General features: G+C 68.2%; 16 protein-coding genes. 6 read left to right on the plus strand and 10 right to left on the minus strand.

Features of this window, described 5'->3' with window-relative positions:
* Positions 1-3: 3 nt before the first annotated feature.
* On the minus strand, positions 4-1,695 hold the full coding sequence (locus ACODRV_RS01290) for a sensor histidine kinase (RefSeq protein ID WP_488907165.1): 1,692 nt from the start codon (positions 1,693-1,695) through the stop codon (positions 4-6).
* Between the two features lie 134 nt (positions 1,696-1,829).
* On the opposite strand from ACODRV_RS01290, the gene ACODRV_RS01295 reads away from it, so the two are divergent.
* On the plus strand, positions 1,830-2,291 hold the full coding sequence (locus ACODRV_RS01295; protein ID WP_370451024.1) for a SufE family protein: 462 nt from the start codon (positions 1,830-1,832) through the stop codon (positions 2,289-2,291).
* Here ACODRV_RS01295 and ACODRV_RS01300 read toward each other — a convergent pair.
* From ACODRV_RS01300 to ACODRV_RS01320, 5 genes are all read right to left on the minus strand, one after another.
* Positions 2,266-3,279, minus strand: coding sequence for an AAA family ATPase (locus ACODRV_RS01300; RefSeq protein WP_488907166.1), 1,014 nt, complete (start codon positions 3,277-3,279; stop codon positions 2,266-2,268). The two genes, ACODRV_RS01295 and ACODRV_RS01300, sit on opposite strands and share 26 nt — an antisense overlap.
* On the minus strand, positions 3,276-3,854 hold the full coding sequence (gene pnuC / locus ACODRV_RS01305) for a nicotinamide riboside transporter PnuC (RefSeq protein WP_488907167.1): 579 nt from the start codon (positions 3,852-3,854) through the stop codon (positions 3,276-3,278). The genes ACODRV_RS01300 and pnuC overlap by 4 nt, the downstream gene beginning before the upstream one ends.
* Before the next feature lie 25 nt (positions 3,855-3,879).
* Entirely contained in the window at positions 3,880-4,419 is a 540-nt protein-coding gene (locus ACODRV_RS01310; RefSeq protein ID WP_488907168.1) for a hypothetical protein, read from the minus strand.
* 150 nt (positions 4,420-4,569) lie between these two features.
* Positions 4,570-5,289, minus strand: a complete 720-nt coding sequence (locus ACODRV_RS01315; protein WP_141625888.1) for a DUF6456 domain-containing protein — start codon at positions 5,287-5,289, stop codon at positions 4,570-4,572.
* Positions 5,286-5,642 (minus strand): helix-turn-helix domain-containing protein, encoded by a 357-nt coding sequence (locus ACODRV_RS01320; RefSeq protein ID WP_141625889.1) that lies wholly within the window; start codon positions 5,640-5,642, stop codon positions 5,286-5,288. The genes ACODRV_RS01315 and ACODRV_RS01320 overlap by 4 nt, the downstream gene beginning before the upstream one ends.
* Before the next feature lie 293 nt (positions 5,643-5,935).
* On the opposite strand from ACODRV_RS01320, the gene ctrA reads away from it, so the two are divergent.
* A complete protein-coding gene (ctrA, locus tag ACODRV_RS01325; protein ID WP_141625890.1) occupies positions 5,936-6,643 on the plus strand; it encodes a response regulator transcription factor CtrA in 708 nt (235 codons plus the stop codon).
* Between the two features lie 246 nt (positions 6,644-6,889).
* Positions 6,890-8,185: an OmpP1/FadL family transporter gene (locus ACODRV_RS01330; RefSeq protein ID WP_488907169.1), complete on the plus strand. Its 1,296-nt coding sequence runs from the start codon at positions 6,890-6,892 to the stop codon at positions 8,183-8,185.
* Positions 8,186-8,284: 99 nt separating this feature from the next.
* On the opposite strand, the gene ACODRV_RS01335 is transcribed toward ACODRV_RS01330, so the two are convergent.
* Entirely contained in the window at positions 8,285-9,796 is a 1,512-nt protein-coding gene (locus ACODRV_RS01335) for a DEAD/DEAH box helicase (RefSeq protein WP_370451025.1), read from the minus strand.
* A 280-nt stretch (positions 9,797-10,076) separates the two neighbouring features.
* Positions 10,077-10,709 carry a DUF1345 domain-containing protein gene (locus ACODRV_RS01340; RefSeq protein ID WP_488907170.1) on the minus strand — a complete coding sequence of 211 codons (633 nt, stop codon included), beginning with the start codon at positions 10,707-10,709 and terminating at the stop codon, positions 10,077-10,079.
* Between the two features lie 427 nt (positions 10,710-11,136).
* Here ACODRV_RS01340 and ACODRV_RS01345 point away from each other — a divergent pair, with 427 nt between their 5' ends.
* The gene (locus ACODRV_RS01345) at positions 11,137-13,239 is read left to right on the plus strand and encodes a malate synthase G (protein WP_488907171.1); all 2,103 of its coding nucleotides are present in this window, start codon (positions 11,137-11,139) and stop codon (positions 13,237-13,239) included.
* Positions 13,240-13,315: 76 nt separating this feature from the next.
* Here the strand turns inward: ACODRV_RS01345 and ACODRV_RS01350 are convergent, their stop codons facing one another.
* Together ACODRV_RS01350 and ACODRV_RS01355 are read right to left on the minus strand one after the other, a co-directional pair.
* Entirely contained in the window at positions 13,316-14,725 is a 1,410-nt protein-coding gene (locus tag ACODRV_RS01350; RefSeq protein WP_488907172.1) for an HlyD family type I secretion periplasmic adaptor subunit, read from the minus strand.
* Positions 14,722-16,563 (minus strand): type I secretion system permease/ATPase, encoded by a 1,842-nt coding sequence (locus ACODRV_RS01355; RefSeq protein WP_488907173.1) that lies wholly within the window; start codon positions 16,561-16,563, stop codon positions 14,722-14,724. Before ACODRV_RS01355 ends, ACODRV_RS01350 begins: the two co-directional genes overlap by 4 nt.
* A 190-nt stretch (positions 16,564-16,753) precedes the next feature.
* On the opposite strand from ACODRV_RS01355, the gene ACODRV_RS01360 reads away from it, so the two are divergent.
* Positions 16,754-17,632 (plus strand): ABC transporter ATP-binding protein, encoded by an 879-nt coding sequence (locus tag ACODRV_RS01360; protein ID WP_141625896.1) that lies wholly within the window; start codon positions 16,754-16,756, stop codon positions 17,630-17,632.
* Positions 17,633-17,643: 11 nt separating this feature from the next.
* The gene (locus tag ACODRV_RS01365; RefSeq protein WP_141625897.1) at positions 17,644-21,219 is read left to right on the plus strand and encodes an ABC transporter permease/M1 family aminopeptidase; all 3,576 of its coding nucleotides are present in this window, start codon (positions 17,644-17,646) and stop codon (positions 21,217-21,219) included.
* Positions 21,220-21,240 lie beyond the last annotated feature (21 nt).

Genomic DNA, 21,240 nt, shown 5'->3' on the forward strand with positions numbered 1-21,240 from the left:
GGTTCAGCCCCCGTTCGCCACCGGTAGCTGGATGATTTCTGCGCCGCCTTCGGGGGCGGGCGCGCGGGCGATGACGGCGACCGGCATGCGGACCGTCACGGCGGTGCCTTCGCCCAGGGTGCTTTCAATGCTCATCCGCCCGCCGTGCAGTTCGGCGAACGCGCGGACCAGAGACAGGCCCAGACCCGTGCCCTGACGGCGTTGCTCCGGACCGCCGGCCTGTTCGAACGGGCGGCCCAGACGCTTGACGTCCTCCGGCGCGATGCCGACCCCGGTGTCGGCGACGACGATCTCCAGATAGGGGCCGATGATCTCGGCCGTCACCGTGACCGACCCGCCGTCCGGCGTGAACTTCACGGCGTTGGACAGCAGGTTCAGCGCGATCTGCTTCAGGGCCCGGCGATCCGCCGACACCTCGACCGCATCCGGCGGCAGGACGCCGGACAGGCTCACGCCCTTGTCCTCGGCGTTGACGCGAACCAGCGCCATGGCGTCGGACACCACCTCGCGGGCGTCGAACTTCTCAACCGAAAGGGTGTACCGCTCGGCCTCGATCTTGGAGACGTCCAGCAGATCGTTGATCAGGTCCAGCAGGTGACCGCCCGCCTGATGGATGTTGTCCGCGTACTCGGCGTAACGATCCGGGATCGGGCCGAACAGGCGTTGGCGCATGATGTCCGAGAAGCCCAGCACCGCATTCAGCGGCGTGCGCAGTTCATGGCTCATGTTGGCGAGGAAGCGGGTCTTGCCCCGCTCGCGCGCCTCGGCCTCGTTGCGGGCGACCTCCAGACCCAGTTCCCGGGCGTACTGGCTGGTGGCGTCAAAGGTCTGGGCGATCAGGCGCGGCCCGGCGGGATCGTCCAGCCGGCGGATCACCACTTGCACGCGCCGGTCCAGCGCCAGGCGCGGCGCCAGGGTGGCGGCGCCTTCGTGTCCGTTCAGGGCGCGGTCCATGGCGGCCAGCAGGCGCGGCCGGTCCGGGGCATGGATCGCGGCCACCAGTCCCTGCTCGAACAGGGGATCGATCGGCAGGGAGGCGGGCGGCGCGCCATAGGCGGCCAGAACCCGGCCGGAAGGCTCAAGGATCAGGGTCAGACCCGGCTGCGCCGCCATCAGGCCCTCGACCCGGCGGACCTCGGCTTCGGCGGCGGACAGTCTGCGCTCGCGCTGCAGCCACGACAGGCGCACGGCCAGTGCGGCGGCGGCGGCGGTCAGGACGGCGGACAATGCCGCCAGCGCGGGCAGATGGGGGCCGGGTCCGCCCAGCATCCAGCTGGTCGCCAGTCCCGCGACGGCCGCCACGCCGACGCCCAGAGCGCCGACCTGCACCGGGCGGGGACCGCCCAGCGCGATGCCCGCCGTCAGCGGCAGGAAGACAAAGCCCGATAGTGGGCCGGTCAGGCCGCCGGACAGGGCCGCGGTGGTCGCGGCGGCCGTGCCCCAGACGCCCAGCAGGATCATCCGGTCCCGGAAACTGTCGTGCTTGATCAGGTTCAGGCCGATCAGGCCCGGGACCACCATGGCCAGCACGCTGTAGAAGACCGGCCCGTCAACCCCGCCGAGCCAGCGCACGCCGAACGCCAGCAGGGCGGCCGCGACGGCCCAGCCCGCATGCCAGGCGGCCAGCGCGGCGCGGTCGCCGTCCCCGTGTCGGGCGGCGCCGTCTGTCTGCTCGGGGCGGCGGTGGGCGTTCAAGGGCGGCGACGACGGTGAGGAAATGGCGGAATTACCTCGTCCAGCCTATCCGCAGCGGTGAGTCGTCCAAAGTCCGCACCCCCATCAGGCGACTTGTGGAGACGGGCGACTGACGATTTCCGGGGATGGACCGCATGGTTGTCGTTAACGCGCGGGCGGCCTATCTGGCGCCGATGAGCACTCCGCCCCCCATCGACGCCGTCCTCGCCGAACTGGTCGAGGAGTTCGACCTGCTCGGAGACTGGGAAGGCCGCATCGAATACGTCATCGATCTGGGCAAGGAACTGGAGCCCTTGCCGGAGGCTGACCGCATCGAGGCCAACAAGGTGCCCGGCTGCGCGGCGCAGGTCTGGCTTGCTGTCCGCCGCGACGGCGAACGTCTGCATTTCATGGCCGACAGCGACAGCGCCCTGAGCAAGGGCAACATCGCCTTGTTGCTACGGCTTTATTCCAACCGCACGCCGGCCGAGATTCTGGGCTTCGATGCCCGCTCGGCTCTGGACCGGCTGGGCCTGCCGTCCGCCCTGACCCGCCAACGCGCCAACGGCCTGAACAGCATGGTCGGCCGCATCAGGGACGCGGCGGCGGCGGGCTGATTTCGGCCAGTCCGGGGAAGGCCGCCAAAGCGGCGGCCACCGCCTGCGCCTCGCGCGCAGCCCAGTCTGCGCCCTCGATCAGGGTCCAGCTTGCGCCCCTGCGTTCCAGCGCCTCGATGCACAGCGAGAGGAACCGCTGTCGGTCCGCCAGGTCGGGGAAGTAGCGCGTACCGTCGTCGGTCCACGGCGCGCGGACGTCCAGCAGCAGATAGTGGTCGGCCAGTTGATCGAAGGCGTCGAGCGCCGGATCACGACGCCCGGTCAGCATCTCGCACCAGACGGAGGTCAGCACAGGATCGGTGTCCTCGATCAGGATGCGCCGGGCCTGTCGCGACGCCGCCGCGACCGCCGCCCGGTGTCCGGCGACGATGTGGTGCAGGTCTTCGACGCCGACCTCCCCACCGAACATCTCCGTATAGGTCCGACCGTACTCCGGGACGCTGATCGTGCCGAACCGATCCGCCAGCCTCGCCGCCAGCGTCGACTTGCCGGTCGATTCCGGGCCGAACAGGCACAGGCGTTTGACGAACCAGGGACGAACCGGGGCGGGCAGGGCGTCCCAGCAGGCGAAGGGATTCTCGCGCACCACGGTTCCTGACATGGGCACGGCGATCCGGTCCGGATCGACGGGCGCGAAACGGGCGCCGACCTCTTGCGCCAGACGCAGGCCGTAGGATTCCGAGGCGAAGACCACGTCGGGCGCGCCGCCGTAACGGTGCACGACATCCTTCCAGATCGCCCAGAAGTCGGGGTGGTCGGCGGGCTCCTGCGGCAGGTCCTCCTCGCACCAGCGCACGTCGCAATCCGGGAACAGCGCCTGCATCCATTCATGGCGCAGTCGCCCGGGGATCGGATCGTCCGGCAGGGAGCAGACCAGGATGGTCAGCCGCTCGCAGTAGGCCCGTCCGAAGTCGCACAGGAAGACATGGCCGTTGTGCGGAGGCATGAATTTGCCCAGCACGAACCCGCGCGCGGGGCGGGGCGTCACGCCTCGGCCGCCTGTTGCAGGCGCAGGGCGCGCCGCCAGCGCATCCATCCGTATCCGACGTTGATCAGCAGAAGCACGTACAGGCCGGCGGTGATCCACAGACCCTGCGCGCCATAGACGCCGATGGCGATGACGTCGGTGACGGCCCACACCGCCCAATGCCGCATCTGCTTGCGGTCCAGCAGGAACTGGGCAAGCACGCTCAGCGACAGGATGGCGGTGTCGCCGACCGGCATGGCGGCGTCGGTCAGTCGGGCCAGAAGCAGCGAGACGATCAAAGTCAGCAGGGTCGCGGGGATCAACAAGGCGGCGACCACGCCCCAGCCCCAGGTCCCGATGCGCGGTTCCCGACCCCTGTCACCCCGGCTCCAGAACCACCAGCCGTACAACTGGATGGCCACGAACCAGACCTGAAGGGCCGCGCTCGCGTATAGCTGGGCGTTCCAGAATACGACGGCGTACAGGCCGGTGGCCAGCAGGCCGACCGGATACAGCGCCTTCTTCAGGTGCGACGTCAGCAGGACGCTGATCAGCGTCAGTGCGGCGGCGAAAGCTTCAATCAGGGACAAGGACAAGCGTCTGGCTCCCTTGTCGGGCTGATCAGAAATACAGTCCGCGGATGCGCAGGGCCGGGCGTTGGCCGGGTTCCTCGATCACCTCGACTTCCAGCCGGCGCTCTTCCGGATTGCGGTACCGGCGCTCCCACCGGGGTTGGCTTGCCTCGTCCGCCGCCCAGTAGCGCTCGTCCGAGAAGGCGCGGCGGCCCAGGACCGCCAGCTCACGCGCGCTGGCCCGGGTCGAGGACAGCAGGCAACTCACATAATAGGCTTCGCGGTCGCCGTACTCGACGCTGCCTTCTTCCAGCCGGACCCGCCAGGCGCCGTCGTTCGACACCAGATTGATGTCCGACGCATACTCATCCATCGGCTGGTCGCGTTCGTCGGCGGGGCGGCGGAATTTGAGATCGCGAGCGACGCGGATCGAGCGCTCGAAACTGAGAGAGCGGCCCGCATAGGGCAGGCAGATGTCGGCCAGAACCGTTCCGGTCAGATTGGCCTGCGCCATCGCCGGAGCCGCCGGCGCAACAATTGCAACCATGAACAGCCCCACGGCGAGGCTGGATGCCACCAGAGTTTTCACGCCATCCCCCGAACGCGGCGTCGGTGAGAGCGACGCCGAAAAAACAGGACGCGCCCGTTGCGGAGCGCGTCATTCCGGCACCCTAGAACCGATGTTCGACGGGCGAAAGTTACGAGCCTGTAACGTAGGGTGGCGGACGAATTCGCTGTTTCAGGTGAGGCGATAATGCCGCGCCAGCGCCGCCAATCCCAGTCGCAGGACCGTTTTGCCGGTGCGGCGGCGCAGGCCCAGCGTCTGTTCGGCCGCCTGCAGGGGCGCGCCGCGAAGGCAGATCTGTTCAACCATCGCGCGGGCAGGGCCGCAGGCGGCCAGCGCGGCCTCCACTCGCCGGGCGGCCGACAGGACGTGGTCACCGGGCGCGCCCGGACGACCGCCGCCGCGCCCCGCCCGGGGCAGGCCGTCCCATCGCATGGTCAGGCCCGGACCGCGTCGCGCCGCCTCCGCCTCCAGCGCCAGCCGCCCGGCGGCGGCGCTTTCGGCTTTCGACAGCAGCGGCCTGCCGCGCGCATCGGTGCGCCCGGCCAGCCAGGCGACCGGCGAGGTGGCCAGGTTGGCCGCCCGTTCCACGATCTCCCCGTCAGGCTGAATGACGGGGCGCAGCCCCTCGGCATGGCCGGGTCGTCCCGGCGCGGGGGCGGGCAGGGCCGTCGGCGCGGTCTCCCGCGCGACCCAGCCGCCTCCGGGGCGGGTGCGCAGGCCGGGCGCCTCGGTCAGGGCGATGAAGTCCGCCTCCTCCAGCCGCATCATGATCCGCGCCCGCCGATCCGCCCCGGTCCGCAGGGCGTAGGTTTGGGGACCGGCCGCCTCCAGCCAGCCGGTGGGCAAGGTCAGCAGGCGGCGCGCCCGCTCCAGTCGACGCCCCTCCGTCATGCCCGCAACTCGTAGCGCGGGCCGTCCAGCAGATCGTGGACGGAGCGCTCCATACGGTTCAGCAGGTCGTCCAGACCGGGGCGGTCGCGCTCATCCTCGGCCCAGCGGCAGGCCTGCGCCGCCGTCGCCCGGTTCAGGCCGAAGGCGTGGGCGACCCGCTCGATCGGCCAGCCGAAGGTCACATGCGCCAGATACATGGCCAGCCAGCGCGCGCGGCAGGCCTGCCCGGTGCGACGGGCGTTGCCGCTCATTCGCTCCACCGGCACCCCGGTCGCCGCGGCCACCATCTGCAGGGCCAGCCCGGCCTTCAGTTGATCCGCGCCCGACGTCGGCGCCCGATACAGGTCGTCCATGCCTCTCTCCATCATCATCGTTCAGCCGGTCTGAAGGCCGGTCTTGATATAGGACTATATTCCTGCGATGCGTCGATATTGGACGTATGGGCTCCCGGATGACCGATGTTTTTCGAAAAAAAATCGACTCGCTTGACTCGGGACTCTCGACGCCGATTCGCAAATCAGCCTAGATTCGCTGTTAACCAATCCCATTAACCCTTCTTAAGGTTTTGGGGGATTAACGTCCGAACAAGGTTACCCGGAAACGGGGCAGTAATATCTACGGCCAAGCTCTGCCTGGAGGGGCATCCATGCGCGTCCTGCTTATCGAAGATGATCACGCGACCGCGCAGAGCATCGAACTCATGCTGAAGTCGGAAGGCTTCAACGTCTATACGACGGACCTCGGTGAAGAGGGCATCGATCTCGGCAAGATCTACGACTACGATCTCATTCTTCTTGACCTGAACCTGCCGGACATGAACGGTCTGGAAGTCCTGCGCCAACTGCGCGTCGGCAAGGTCAACACGCCGGTGATGATCCTGTCGGGCACCTCGGAGATCGAGACCAAGGTCAAGACTTTCGGCGGCGGCGCCGACGACTACATGACCAAGCCCTTCCACAAGGACGAGCTGATCGCGCGCACCCACGCCGTGGTCCGTCGCTCGAAGGGTCACGCCCAGGCCATCATCCACACCGGCGAGATCGCCGTGAACCTGGACGCCAAGACGGTCGAGGTGAACAATCACCGCGTTCACCTGACGGGCAAGGAGTACCAGATGCTGGAGCTCCTCTCCCTGCGCAAGGGTACGACCCTGACCAAGGAGATGTTCCTGAACCACCTGTACGGCGGCATGGACGAGCCCGAGCTGAAGATCATCGACGTCTTCATCTGCAAACTGCGCAAGAAGCTGGCCACGGCCGCGGGCGGCAAGCACTATATCGAAACCGTCTGGGGCCGCGGCTACGTCCTGCGCGACCCGGCCGAAGGCGCGCAACCGGCTTCCGCCGCCGCCTGATCCTTCAGGGAAGAAACGTCAGAATACAGAGCGCCCGCCGGTCCTCCGGCGGGCGTTTTGCTGTTCGCGGGGCAAAAATGGTCAGCTTTGCCTAATTCTGTTCGCCGATCAGGTGAACATTGATCACATTTTTGAAACAGACCGCCTGAAGCATTGCAGCTTTCCGGCCTCGAGCGCATTTCCGTTTCGCCTCCCCGGCATAGTTGGAAACGCCGCCCCCCAAAGGGGCCACCGAAAGTAACAACAATGATTACCTCCAAGTCGCTGTTCACCAGCGCGGCCCTCGCCGCGCTGGCGTTTGTCGTCGCCACACCGGCCGCGGCCCAGTCCTATTATCTGCAGGAGCAATCCGCCCGCGGCGCCGGTCGCGCCTTCTCCGGCGAAGCCGCCGACACCGGCGTGTCCTCGCTGTGGTGGAACCCCGCCGCCATCGCCCGCAGCGGCCGTGAAGTCACCGTCGGCGTCCACGCCGTCGCCGTGAACTCGGAAGTCAGCAACGCCGGCTCGACCATCACCTATCCGGGCGGCGTCACCGTTCCGGTGGCCGGCGTCAGCTCGACCCAGAATCCGATCGAGAGCGGCATCGTGCCGAACTTCGCCATCTCGACCCCGATCGGCGACCGCTTCGCCGTCGGCCTGGCCATCGCCGCGCCCTACAACTTCACCACCAAATACGAGCCGACCTCCTTCGCTCGCTATGACGCCCTGACCTCGGAGCTGCGCTCGGCCAACGTCGGCCTGGTCGGCGCCATGCGCGTCACCGACTGGCTGGACCTCGGCGTCGGCGTCGACGCCCAGTATGTGAAGGCCAAGCTGACCTCGGCCCTGCCGAACCTGTCGCCGGCCCTGCCGGACGGCCTGTCCTCGCTGGAAGGCGACGGCTGGGACTACGGCTGGAACGTCGGCGCCCAGGCTCACTTCGGCAAGCTGGACCTCGGCCTCAGCTACCGCTCGGCCATCGAGCATGAGCTGGACGGTGATGTCGTGATCTCGGGCCTGCTCGGTCCGCTGGCCGGCAGCAACATCGCCACCGACGGCGTGGCGGGGTTCAGCACCCCGTCCTACATCGCCGCCTCGGTCCGTTATGCGGTCAATGATCGCCTGACCCTGAACGCCCAGGTCAACCGCATCGGCTGGTCCGAGTTCGACAACATCGACGTCGTCTATCCGGGCGGCGGCCAGACCCTGCGTCTGGACTACAAGGACGTCACCACCGGCGCCGTCGGCTTCGACTACGCCGCCAGCGACAAGCTGATCTTCCGTGGCGGCGTCGGCTACACCCCGACCCCGACCCGCGAGAACGAGCGCACCGCCCGCATTCCGGACTCGGACCGCTGGCTGATTTCGGGCGGCATGTCGGCCCAGGCGACCGAGCGCATGTGGGTGGACTTCGGCCTGACCTACATCGCCTTCTCGGACGGCGATGCCCACAGCGACCGGACCATCTACGGCGGCACCCCGGCGGCGGTTCAGTCCAGCCTGCGCGGCACGACCGAAGGCTACGGCCTGGTCTGGTCGCTCGGCACCCGGATGGCCTTCTGATCGAAGGCTGTCCTGCGGGCCGTTGATCGGCCCTCGGATGCAAAAACGCCCGCCGGAGTGATCCGGCGGGCGTCTCTGTTTTCAGCTCAAGCCGAGGGATCAGCCCTTGGCGGCGTAGCCCTTGCCGCCGTTCGACGGCTTGCGGCGACGTGGGCGGCGCTTCATCTCACCGACCGGCTTCGGCTCCCGGGCGGGCGGGGCCGAGGTGTGGCGCGGGTCGTTGTTGGTGTTGCGCGGCCGGTCGCGGGCCATCGGATCGAAGGCGCGTTCCGGGGTCGGGCGAGCGGCGGCGTCGCGGGCGCCGGCCTTGCGGACGCGGTGCGGCTGGCCGCCGCCTTCCAGCTTGATGCCGTCGCGACGCGGGTTGCGCGGGCCACGTTGCTGCTGCTGGCGATCCCCACGACCGTCATCCGGCATCGAGGCCTTGTTCTTCACGCCCGACGCCATGATCGACTGGTCCAGCAGGGCCAGCGACTTGTCGTTGCGGCGGTCGCTCGACGGGATCTTCTGACGCGTGACCTTCTCGATGTCCTTCAGCAGCTTCATCTCGTCGCCGGCGACGAAGCTGACGGCCGAACCGTCCTTGCCCGCGCGGGCCGTCCGGCCGATGCGGTGGACATAGGCTTCCGGCACATAGGGCAGCTCGAAGTTCACGACGTGCGACACGCCGTCCACGTCGATGCCGCGCGCGGCGATGTCGGTGGCGACCAGCACGCGCAGCTTGCCGGCCTTGAAGGCGGCCAGCGTGCGTTCACGCTGCGGCTGGGACTTGTTGCCGTGGATGGCGCCGGCCTCGACGCCGCCGGCTTCCAGATAGGCAGCGACCTTGTCGGCGCCGTGCTTGGTCTTGGTGAAGACCAGGCAGCGCGTGTACTCGGGATCGGCGAACATCTCGGTCAGCAGGGCGCGCTTGCGGCCTTGCTCGATGTGGATGACCGACTGGTTGATGCGCTCGACCGTGGTCGACTGCGGCGTCACCTGAACCTTGACCGGCTCTTTCAGCAGTTCACCCGCCAGCTTGCCGATCTCCGTCGGCATGGTGGCCGAGAAGAACAGGTTCTGACGCTTGGCCGGCATACGGCTGACGATCTGGCGGATCGGCTTGATGAAGCCGAGGTCCAGCATCTGGTCGGCCTCGTCCAGCACGAAGATTTCGGTGGCCGACAGGTCCAGGTTCTTCTGCTGGATGTGGTCCAGCAGACGGCCCGGCGCGGCGACCAGGATGTCGAGGCCCTGGTTCAGCGAACGTTCCTGCCCGCCGTACTTCACGCCGCCGAAGATGACGGCGACGCGGAAGCCCAGATGCTTGCCGTAGGCCTTGAAGCTTTCAGCGATCTGGGTGGCCAGTTCGCGCGTGGGCGACAGGACCAGGCAGCGGGTGGTGCGCGGCACAGGCGCGACGCGGTTGGCGGCCAGACGGTGCAGGATCGGCAGGGCGAAGGCGGCGGTCTTGCCGGTGCCCGTCTGGGCGATGCCCAGCAGGTCCTTGCCCAGCATCACGTCCGGGATGGATTTCTGCTGGATCGGGGTCGGGGTCTCATAGCCTTCCGCCTTCAGGGCGGTCAGCAGGGCCGGGTTCAGGCCCATGGAGTCAAAGGTGGTCTTGCTCACGGAGCGTCTTCTTTCGCATGCGGCGACACGCATCAGCCATGGCTCGAAAGCCGTCAGGGCCGCGCACCGCCAGTCCCGATGGGGCGCCTGAAAGGGGCCTTCGGGGTGGATCGGGCGCTACCCCGCGTGTCCGGGCAGCGAATGAATATGAGAGTCCGGCGGCTTCTACAGACAGGCTTCCGGGGAGGGAGGCCCACACGCGCTGGAGACGCCGGTAATCGCAAAATGCTGCGATGCAGCGAGCAGATGGGCCTGAAAGGTGTTCAAGTCAAGGCGTGGCTCAGTTCGCGCCCAGCAGCCCCACCGCCATATTGACCGTCAGGGCCACCACCACGGTGTTGAAGACGAAGGCCGTCAGGCTGTGCACGGTCGAGGTCCGGCGGATGCCCCGGTCGGTGATCTGCACGTCCGCCGTCTGCGACGCCACGCCGATGATCAGGGAGAAGTGCAGGAAGTCCCAGTAATCCGGCTCGGGGTCGTCGCCGGGAAACAGAAGCCCGCCCCGGTCGCCCTTCTCGCCCGGCGAATAGAAGACGTGGGCGTAGTGGAAGGCGAAGATGACGTGGACGAACAGCCAGGACAGGGCGACCGTCACCAGCGCCAGCACCGCCGGACCGCCGCCTCCGCTGGCCGCCTCGCCCACCACGACCACAACACTGCCGACCGCCGCGATCAGCGCCAGCGGCAGGATGGCCGGACCGGCTTCGTCCAGCGCCGAGGCGCGCTTGCGGATGGCGTCGGCCGATCGGGTGCGCAGCACCTTCGCCGCGCTTTCCAGCAGGAACAGACCGACCCCGATGTCCCACGCCAGCGCCACCTTCGACGGCCAACCGCCGGGCACGGGCCACAACACCCCCGACGCGGCGATCAGGACCAGCAGGGTCAGCGGCCAGTGAAGGCGAAACCAGTTCATGCGCTCACTCCATCACCTCTCCATCGCCCCTTCAAGGCGATGGGGAGGACAGATCGCGCAGCGATCAGGAGGGGGCGGCGCCTCCTGCTGACACCGAGCCGCCCTCTCCTGATCGACGCTCGCGCGTCGATCTAACTTCCATTCGCTTGAGGGCCAATGGAATGGTGAGGCATACGTCCAATTCTGACGCACCTACCTGATACCCTGCTGCCTACTGCCTTCCGCCCCCTCCGCCGATAGACGCCATGGACGGCATAGACTCCATAGACGGTGTATTTTCGCCGCCTCGACCGTCTCCGCCGTCTCACACCGATTACACTCTTCACACCCGGTTTTTCACGCGCACGAATTCCTCCCGCATCTGCGAAATCCGCTCGACTTCCCCGACGTGATCACGGAATGTTACAGCCTCACTTCGGAGACGCCCATGTCGATGACGCCGCGCGCTGGCCTGCAGGTCGCACAGGAACTGGCTGATTTCATTGAGCAAGAGGTGCTTCCGGGCATAGGCGTGGAGGCGGACCGGTTCTGGTCCGGCGCGGCGGACCTGCTGAACTGGGCCGCCGTCGAGAACGGCGCCCTGCTCAAGGTGCGCGATGAGCTTCAGGCCCGCATCGACGACTGGCACGCCGCTCGCGCCGGTCAACCGCAGGACCCCGCCGCCACCGTCCGCTTCCTGACCGACATCGGCTATCTGGTCCCCGAGCCCGCGCCCTTCGCCATCGCCACGACCCATGTGGACGCCGAGGTCGCGACCATGGCCGGGCCGCAACTGGTGGTGCCCGCGCTCAACGCCCGCTTCGTGCTGAACGCCGCCAACGCCCGCTGGGGCAGCCTCTATGACGCCCTGTACGGCACGGACGCGCTGGGCGACCTGCCGCCGCCCGGTCCCTATGACGCCGCGCGCGGCGCCCGCGTCGTGGCCCGCGCCAAGGCCTTCCTCGACGAGGCCGTGCCGCTGGAGAGCGGCTCCTGGGCCGACCTCGGCGACCCGTCGAACGGCATCGCGCTCAGGGACCCCGCCCAGTACGTCGGCCAGACCGACAAGGGCCGCGTCTTCCGTCACAACGGCCTGCACATCGAGGTCGTCTTCGACCCGTCCCATCCCATCGGCGCGACCGATCCCTCGGGCATCTCGGACGTGGTGCTGGAAGCGGCCCTGTCGACCATCGTGGACCTTGAGGACTCCATCGCCGCCGTCGATGCCGCCGACAAGGTCGCCGCCTACCGCAACTGGCTGGGCCTGATGACCGGCGAACTGGTCGAGACCTTCTCGAAGGGCGGTCAGTCCCTGACCCGCGCCCTGAACCCGGACAAGGCCGTCACCGCGCCGGACGGCGCGACCGTCACTCTGCCGGGCCGGTCGCTGCTGTTCGTCCGCAACGTCGGCCACCTGATGACCACCCCCGCCATCCGGCTGGCGGACGGGTCAGAGGTGTTCGAGGGTGTTCTGGACGGCCTGATCACCTCGGCCATCGGCGCTCATGACCTGAAGGGGCGGGGCCGCTTCCGCAACAGCCGTGAAGGCTCGATCTACATCGTCAAACCCAAGATGCACGGGCCGGACGAGGTCGGCTTCACCGACGCCCTGTTCGGTCGGGTCGAGGACATTCTGGGCCTGCCCCGCCACACCCTGAAGGTCGGGGTGATGGACGAGGAGCGCCGCACCTCCGCCAACCTCGCCGCCTGCCTGAAGCAGGTCGCGAACCGGCTGGTCTTCATCAACACCGGCTTCCTGGACCGCACGGGGGACGAGATCCACACCGCCATGCGCGGCGGCCCGGTGGTCCGCAAGGCCGAGATGAAGTCATCGGACTGGATCAGCGCCTATGAGGCCCGCAACGTGGCCATCGGTCTGACCTGTGGCCTGAACGGCAAGGCCCAGATCGGCAAGGGCATGTGGGCCGCCCCGGACCAGATGCAGGCCATGCTGGAACAGAAGGCCGCCCATCCGAAGACCGGCGCCAACACCGCCTGGGTGCCGTCGCCGACGGCGGCGACCCTGCACGCGCTCCACTACCACCAGACCGACGTCTTCGCCCTGCGCGAGGCCATCGCCGCCAGGCCGACGCCCGGCCTCGAACCCCTGCTGACCGCGCCTCTGGCGTCAGGCCGCAACTGGTCGGCGGAAGAGGTGACGGAGGAGCTGGAGAACAACGCGCAAGGATTGCTGGGCTATGTCGTCCGCTGGATCGATCAGGGCGTCGGCTGCTCCAAGGTGCCCGACATCCACGACGTCGGCCTGATGGAGGACCGGGCCACCCTGCGCATCTCGTCCCAGCACATGGCCAACTGGCTGCTGCACGGGGTCTGCACGGCCGAACAGGTGGACGCCGCCCTGCTGAAGATGGCCGCTCGCGTGGACGCCCAGAACGCGGGCGATCCGCTCTACGAGCCCATGGCGACCAACCCGTCCGGCAGCATCGCCTTCAGGGCCGCGCGCGCGCTGGTCTTCGAGGGCGTCCAGCAGCCCAGCGGCTACACCGAGCCCCTGCTGCACCGGTTCCGGGCGGAGAAGAAGGCCGGGTAGGGACAACCTGAGGCCGAGCGCCATCCCTCCTCTCCGCCGAACTAATCCCCAATCCCCAGTCCCTAATCCCTCGACCCTACTGCTCGCTCCCCGAGCGCCACAGGTTGTTGGTCAGCGGCTCCAGCAGATAGGCCAGCGCCGTGCGCTTGCGCAGCAGGATGACCACCTCGACCGGGGCGCCGGGACGCAGGCTGTCCGCGGTGCGACCCAGCTTGTGCAACTCGGCCGCCGGGACGACGATCTCGGCGCGGTAGAAGGCTCGTCCCGTCTCCTCGACGGTGAAGCTGTCGCCCGAGATGTTGGTCACCCGGCCGCGGATGATCGGCGGATTGCGCTCGCGCAGGCCGGTGAACTTCACCTCGGTCTCCTGACCGACCTGAAGGTTGTCGATATCGGTCGGCTCGACCTCGGCCACGATGACCTGCGAGGCGTCGCGCGGGACGATCTCCATCAGGGTCTGGCCCGCCTGAACGACGCCCCCCTGGGTGAATATGGTCAGGCCCACGACCTGACCGGTCGCCGGGGCCCGCACCTCGCTGCGCGCGATCTGGTTGCGCAGCTCGGTCATGCGGGGGCGCAGTTCGTTCAGCTGGATGTCGATCTGGCGCAGCTGGTCGGCGACGTCCTCGCCCATCTTGGTGTTGACCCCGGCCATCTGCAGCCGGGTCTCGCCGACGGCCTCGCGCGAACGGGCGATCTGGGCGCGCAGCGAGCCCAGTTCCCCGTCCAGCTGGGCCGCGGTGCGTTCCAGCGCGCGCACGCGGGTCTGGGGCGCATAGCCCTGCGCGGCCAGCCCCCGCATGCCGGTCAGCTCTTCCTGGATCAGGCGCTGCTGCTCGATGTTGGATTCGATCTGCCGCTCATAACCGTCGATCTGGTCGTTCAGCTGGGCGATCCGCTGGACCAGCACGCCGGTCTCGGTCGAACGTCCGGTGCGACGCGCGCCGAACTGCAGCTGCTGGATACGCAGGGACTCCTGCGCCAGCGCCGCATCCTCGGGCGGCAGGTTGGCGAACTCGGCGGGCGTAGGGATGGAGCCCAGACCGTCCCGTTCGGCCACCAGACGCGAACGCTGGGCCAGCAGGGCGTAGACCTGGCCGGCGACGCCGCGCTCGGTCGCCCGCAGTTCGCCGCTGGACAGGGTCAGCAGGATCTGGCCGCGCTGGACCGTATCGCCTTCGCGGACATGCAGGGCGCTGACCACGCCGCCCTCGCGGTGCTGCACCGCCTGCCGGTTGCCGGACACCGAGATCTGGCCCTTGGCGAAGGCGCCCGCATCCAGGGGCGCCAGGGCGGCCCACCCCATGAACAGGACGAAGAACAGGACGATGATCGCCCCGCCGATCCGCAGCTCCAGCCTGGGGGCGTCGGTGACGATCAGCGGCTTCTCGGGCGCGCCGGCGCCGGGGATCGCGATCGGCGTCGCCGAGGCGGCGGCGCCCGGCGGCAGGGTGGCCGGGGTCCGGGGCGGGGCGGCGTCGGTCATTGGCTACGTCGCGGCGGCTGCGGCGCGGCAGATGCCGGAGCCTGTTGTTGCGCCGGGGCCGAAGTCGGGGCGGCGCCCGGAGCGGCGGGGCGTTGCGGGGCGGGGCCGGGCTGGCCGGGAGCGCGCGGGGCGGTGGCGCGCATCTTCTCCAGCACCTCCTCGCGGGGGCCTTCGAGTTGAACCATGCCGTCACGCATCATCAGCAGGCGGTCGACGCGAGCCAGCACGCCCGCGCGGTGGGCGATGATGACCACGGCGGCGCCACGGGCCGAGGCGCCGATGATCGCCTGCATCAGCGCGGCCTCGCCCTCCTGATCCAGATTGGAGTTCGGCTCGTCGAGCACCAGCAGGACCGGGTCGTCGTACAGGGCGCGGGCCAGCGCCACCCGCTGCGCCTGACCTGCCGACAGCCCCTGACCGAAGGGCCCGAGCAGGGTGTCATAGCCGTTGGGCAGGCGCAGGATCAGCTCATGCGCCCCCGCGGCCATGGCGGCTTTCACAGCGCCCCGGTCGGCGACCTCCTGATCCACGCCGACGGCGGTGGAGAAGCGCGAGATATTGTCCTTGATGGTCCCCGCGAACAGGCTGGGGACCTGCGGCAGGTAGCCGATCCAGCGCGCCAGCTCATCGCCCTCCCGGGCATCATATTCGGCGCCGTCCAGACGGATGGCGCCGGCCTGCGGCTTCAGCGCCCCGGCCAGCACGCGGGCGAGGGTGGTCTTGCCCGAGCCGCTGGCTCCGACGACGCCCAGCGTCTGGCCTGGTTGCAGCGAGAAGGCGACGCCGCGCAGCTGCGGGTTTTCGGTGTCGGGGAATTTGACCGAAACCCCCTCGACCTGAAGCCGTCCGCGCGGATCGGGCAGGGCGGTGCGCTCGCGCTCGACCGAGGCGGTGCTGGCGAACAGGTCGGTCAGGGTCTTCCAGCTGGCCTTGCCCTGAACCAGCGACGGCCAGACGCCGACCAGCAGCTCCACCGGCGCGACCGCGCGGCTCAGCAGCACCGACGAGGCGATGATGGAGCCCTGCGAGATTTCACCCTTCACCGCCAGATAGGCGGCCAGACCCAAGGCGGCCGACTGCATCACCAACCGCAGGAACTTGATCGCGCCCGAGTAGCGACCGCCGGCCAGCTGGGCGTCGGCCTGGGCCGCTGTCGCCTGACGGCGCTGCTCGATCTGGCGCGAGATGGACGACTGGCGCATGCCCAGGGCGCGGACGACCTCGGCCTGCCCGGCGATGGCCTCCTGCGAGGCGTAGGCGTGGTTCTGGGACTGGATCGACTTGGCCAGACGCGGGCGGGTGTCCCGCTCGTTCAACCAGGCGAGGGTGAACAGCGTCCCTCCGCCGACCAGCGTCAGCACGCCGATGGCCGGGTGCAGCAGGAAGCAGCACGCCAGATAGATCGGGGTCCAGGGCGCGTCGAACATCGCCAGCATGCCCTGACCGCCGATAGCGCCGCGCACATTGTCGAACTCACGCAGGGCCTGGGTCGACGGCGCCTTGGCCTGCAGGTCCATGACCCGTTGCAGCACCTTGGCCGACAACAGACGGTCCAGCCGAAGGCCCGCGCGCAGCATCAGCCGTCCACGCAGCCAGTCCAGCGCGGCCAGCGAGGCGAGGGCGGCCACGGCGACGAGGGTGACCAGCCACAAGGTCTCGATCCCGCCGGTCGGCACGACCCGGTCGTAGACCTGCATCATGTAGAGGGTCGGCGTCAGGTAGAGCAGATTGACCAGCGCCGAGAAGACGGCCGCCCAGATGAAGTGCGACTTGCACGCCTTCAACGCTTCGGCGAGGGGCTCGGTCCCCGGCTTGCTGGGAAGCAGGTTTTTCAGCACGGGCGGGGTCGGGTCCTGCGGTTGTCCGGGCTCATTCTAACCCGTTGGCGGTTCAAGACATAGTGGTCAGGCTCAAACGCCTGCAAGGCGCGCGCCGAACCGGTTCCGGACAGCGTTTGTGACCCAACTTTAACTTGCCGCTCACCCGTCCGCGCGACACGGTGCAGGCCGTTATTCTGAGGGGGACGCCATGCTGACCATCGAGAACCTGACCCACGTCTACGGGAACGGGACACACGCTCTGGACGGCGTCAACCTGACGATCCCCAAGGGCATGTTCGGCCTGCTGGGGCCCAACGGCGCGGGCAAGTCGACCCTGATGCGCTCGATCGCCACCCTCCAGACCCCGACCTCGGGCTCGATCCGGTTCGGCGACATCGACGTCATCGCCGAGCCGGAAAAGCTGCGCCGGGTGCTGGGCTATCTGCCGCAAGACTTCGGCGTCTATCCGCGCGTGTCGGCCTACGACATGCTGGACCACATGGCCGTGCTGAAGGGCATCGCCAACGGCAAGGAGCGCAAGGCGACCGTCGAGGCGCTGCTGAATCAGGTGAACCTGTGGCCGGTGCGCGGCAAGGCGCTGGCCGGCTTCTCGGGCGGCATGCGCCAGCGCTTCGGCATCGCCCAGGCCCTGATCGGCAACCCCGAACTGATCATCGTCGACGAGCCCACCGCCGGTCTGGACCCGGAGGAGCGCAATCGCTTCCTGAACCTGCTGGCCGAGGTCGGCGAGAACGTGGTCGTCATCCTGTCGACCCACATCGTCGGCGACGTGACCGACCTGTGCCCGCGTATGGCGGTGCTGGCGGGCGGCAAGATCCAGCTGGAAGGCGTGCCGACCGATCTTCAGCACACGCTGGAGGGCCGTATCTGGAAACGCGCCATCGACAAGGCCGAGCTGCCGGACTTCCGCAAGCGGTACGAGGTGATCTCCACCCGTCTGCAGGCCGGCCGCACCGTCATCCACGTGCTGGCCGACGGACATCCGGGCGATGGTTTCGAGGGCGCGCCGGGCGGGCTTGAGGATGTCTATATGGCGACCGTCGCCAAGTCGCGTAAAGCGGCCTGAGGCGCCCCGGCATGTTTGGAAAGATCGCCAGCTTCGAATTCCGCTACCAACTGCGCCAGCCGGCGTTCTGGGTCATCGCCATCGTCTTCGGTCTGCTCGCCTTCGGCGCGGTCGCCAGTGACAACGTCTCGATCGGGTCGGGCGGCAACGTGCACCGTAACGCGCCCTATGCGCTGGCGGTGGCGCACATCATCTTCAACGTCTTCTTCATGCTGGCGACGACCGCCATCGTGGCGAACGTCGTGGCGCGGGACACCCAGACCGGCTTCGGCCCGATGATCCAGAGCACCCGGATCACCAAGGGCGCCTATCTGTACGGCCGCTTCCTCGGCGCCTTCGGGGCTGTGGCGCTCTGCTATCTGAGCATCGCCATCGGCACCATGGCCGGGACCCTGATGCCGTGGGTCGATCCCGAAACCGTGGGCGCGTTCCGTCCGCTGGACTACCTGTATGCCTATGGCGTCTTCGGCCTGACCGGGCTGTTCCTCACCTCCGCCCTGTTCTTCGCCCTCGCGACGGTGACCCGGTCGATGATGGCGACCTATGTGGGCGTGGTCGCGGTGCTTATCGTCTATCTGGCGACCACGGGGACGTTGGGGTCGCGCCCCGAGTTCGAGACGGCGCTGGCCTGGGGCGAGCCTTTCGGCAGCGGCGCCTATTCGCTGGTGACGAAGTACTGGACCGCCGCCGAGCGCAACACGCTCAATGCGCCGCTGGAAGGCGTGCTGCTCTGGAACCGGGTGATCTGGACCGCAATCGGAGCAGGGCTGTTGGCGGCGGCCTATGCCCTGTACCGTCCGGCCGCCAAGGGTGCGAAGCCCCGGAAACAGGAGCGTCTGCGCGCCCTCGCCGAGGCGGAAACCTCGACCCCGATCCAGCCGGGCGCCTTGCCCGCGCCGAGCTACGGCTTCGCCGCCGGCTGGGCCCGATTGGTCAAGCGCACGGCGTTCGAAGTGTCGATGGTGTTCAGGAGCCCGGCCTATCTGGTGCTGATCTTCCTCGGCTTCGCCTTCGCGATGACGACCCTGTTCTTCACGGGCGAGATCTACGGCGCGCCGCTGCTGCTGGTGACCCGCGTCGTGATCACCGGTCTGGTCGGCGCCTTCGGCCTGATCTCCATCGTCATCGCCATCTACTATTCCGGCGAGCTGGTCTGGCGGGATCGGGACCGGAAGTTCCACGAGATCATCGACGCCACCTCGACGCCCGACTGGACTTTCCTTGTGCCCAAGACGCTGGCGCTGGCGCTGGTGCTGGTCTCGACCGCGCTGGTCGGCGTTCTGGCGGGTGTCGTGACGCAGGCCATCAAGGGCTACACCGACTTCGAGTTCGGCAAATACCTGCTCTGGTACGTCGTTCCGCAGGCCGTCAGCTTCAGCCTGCTGGCCGTGCTGGCGATCTTCGTGCAGGCCCTGTCGCCCAACAAGTTCGTCGGCTGGGCGATCATGGTCGTCTACATGATCTCGACCATCGTGCTGTCGAACCTCGGCTTCGACCATGTGCTGTACAGCTACGGTCGCGGCATCGGCGTGCCGCTGTCGGACATGAACGGCACGGGCAAGTTCGCGGGCTTCAACGCCTGGCTGGACGCCTACTGGACCGCCTTCGCCATCCTCCTGCTGGTCATCGGGTACGGCCTGTGGCGTAGGGGAACCGAGAGCCGACTGATGCCCCGCCTGAAGCGGTTTCCGCGTCGGCTGGCCGGTCCGGCCGGCCTGATCGGCGGCGCGGCGCTTGCCGCGTTCATCGGCTTGGGCGTCTATATCTTCATCAACACCAACGTCTGGAACGAGTACCGCACGGACAAGCAGACCGAGCAGCTTCAGGCCGACGCCGAGAAGACCCTGCTGCGCTACGAGACCACGCCGCAGCCGTCGGTCGTGGATGTGCGGATGAACCTCGATCTGCACCCCCACGCCCCCAGCCTGACCGCTGCCGGAGCCTATGTGCTGGAGAACCGGACCGCCGCTCCGCTGCGCGAGGTGCACCTGCGCTGGAACGACGATCTGGACATGGAGCGGCTGACGGTCGAGGGCGCGAGCGTGGCCCGCGACTGGCCGGAATTCAGCTACCGCATCTATCGCTTCAACACGCCGATGCAGCCCGGCGAGCGCCGCACGGTTCATTTCGAGAGCGTGCTGGCCCAACGCGGCTTCATGAACAGCGGCAACACCACCCGGATCGTCGACAACGGGACCTTCGTGAACAATTTCGAGTTCGCGCCGATGGTCGGCATGAGCCGTGACGGCCTGCTGAGCGACCGGACCAAGCGCCGCAAGCACGGCCTGCCGGCCGAGCTGCGCCCGGCCAAGGTCGAGGACGAGAGCGCCCGCGCGCGCAACTACATCGGCGCCGACTGGGTGACGGCCGACATCACCGTCACGACCGACGCCGACCAGACGGTGGTCGCGCCGGGCGACATGCGTTCGGACACGGTGGCCAATGGCCGTCGGACCTCGCGCTTCGTCACCGAAGCCCCGGTGCTGAACTTCTTCTCGGTCCAGTCGGCCCACTACGCCCAGACCCGTCGGGTGCATGACGGGGTGGAGATGGTGGTCTTCCACGACCCCGCCCACACCCGCAACGTGCCGCGCATGCTGAACGCCCTGTCCAGCTCGCTGGACTATTTCCAGGCCAACTTCAGCCCGTACCAGTTCAAGCAGGCGCGGATCGTGGAATTCCCGGACTATGCCTCCTTCGCGCAGTCCTATCCGAACACCTTCGCCTGGTCGGAAGGGTTGGGCTTCATCGCCGACCTGCGCGATCCGACGAAGATCGACTATGTCACCTATGTCGCGGCCCACGAGTTCGCGCACCAATGGTGGGCGCACCAGGTCGTCGGTTCCGACCAGCAGGGCATGACCCTGCTGTCCGAGACCCTCGCGCAGTATTCGGCGCTGATGGTCATGGAGAAGATGTACGGCAGGGATCAGATCCGCCGCTTCCTCAAGTTCGAACTGGACCGCTATCTGCGCTCGCGCGGCACCGAACGGCTGGAAGAGCTGCCGCTGTATCGCGTCGAGAACCAGCAGTACGTCCACTATCGCAAGGGCGCGCTGGTCATGTACCTGCTGCGGGACCAGCTGGGGGAGGACACGGTCAACCGCGCCCTGCGCCGGGTGCTGGCCCAGTACGCCTTCAAGGGGGCGCCCTATGCGCGCTCGCTGGACCTGATCGCCGCCCTGCGGGCCGAGGCTCCGGCGGACAAGCAGGCGCTGATCACCGACCTGCTGGAGAAGATCACCCTCTACGACATCAAGACGACCGGGGTGACGGCCACGCGCCGTCAGGACGGCCGCTGGGATGTCGCGGTCACTGTGGACGCCCGCAAGCTCTATGCGGACGGTCAGGGCAAGGAGACCGACGCCCCGCTGAACGAGCAGATCGACATCGGCCTGTTCACCGCGGAACCGGGCAAGGGCGCGTTCAGCCAGACGGACGTGATCCTGCTGGAGCGTCGTCCGATCCGGACGGGGGTGCAGACCCTCCGCTTTATCACCACACGCGAGCCGAAGTTCGCGGGCGCCGATCCGTACAACAAGTGGATCGACCGCAACTCCGACGACAACGTCCGGGCGGTGGGGTAGCGCCGGATCGGAAACAGCAAC

It is taken from the genome of Brevundimonas sp. FG8 (assembly GCF_057808845.1).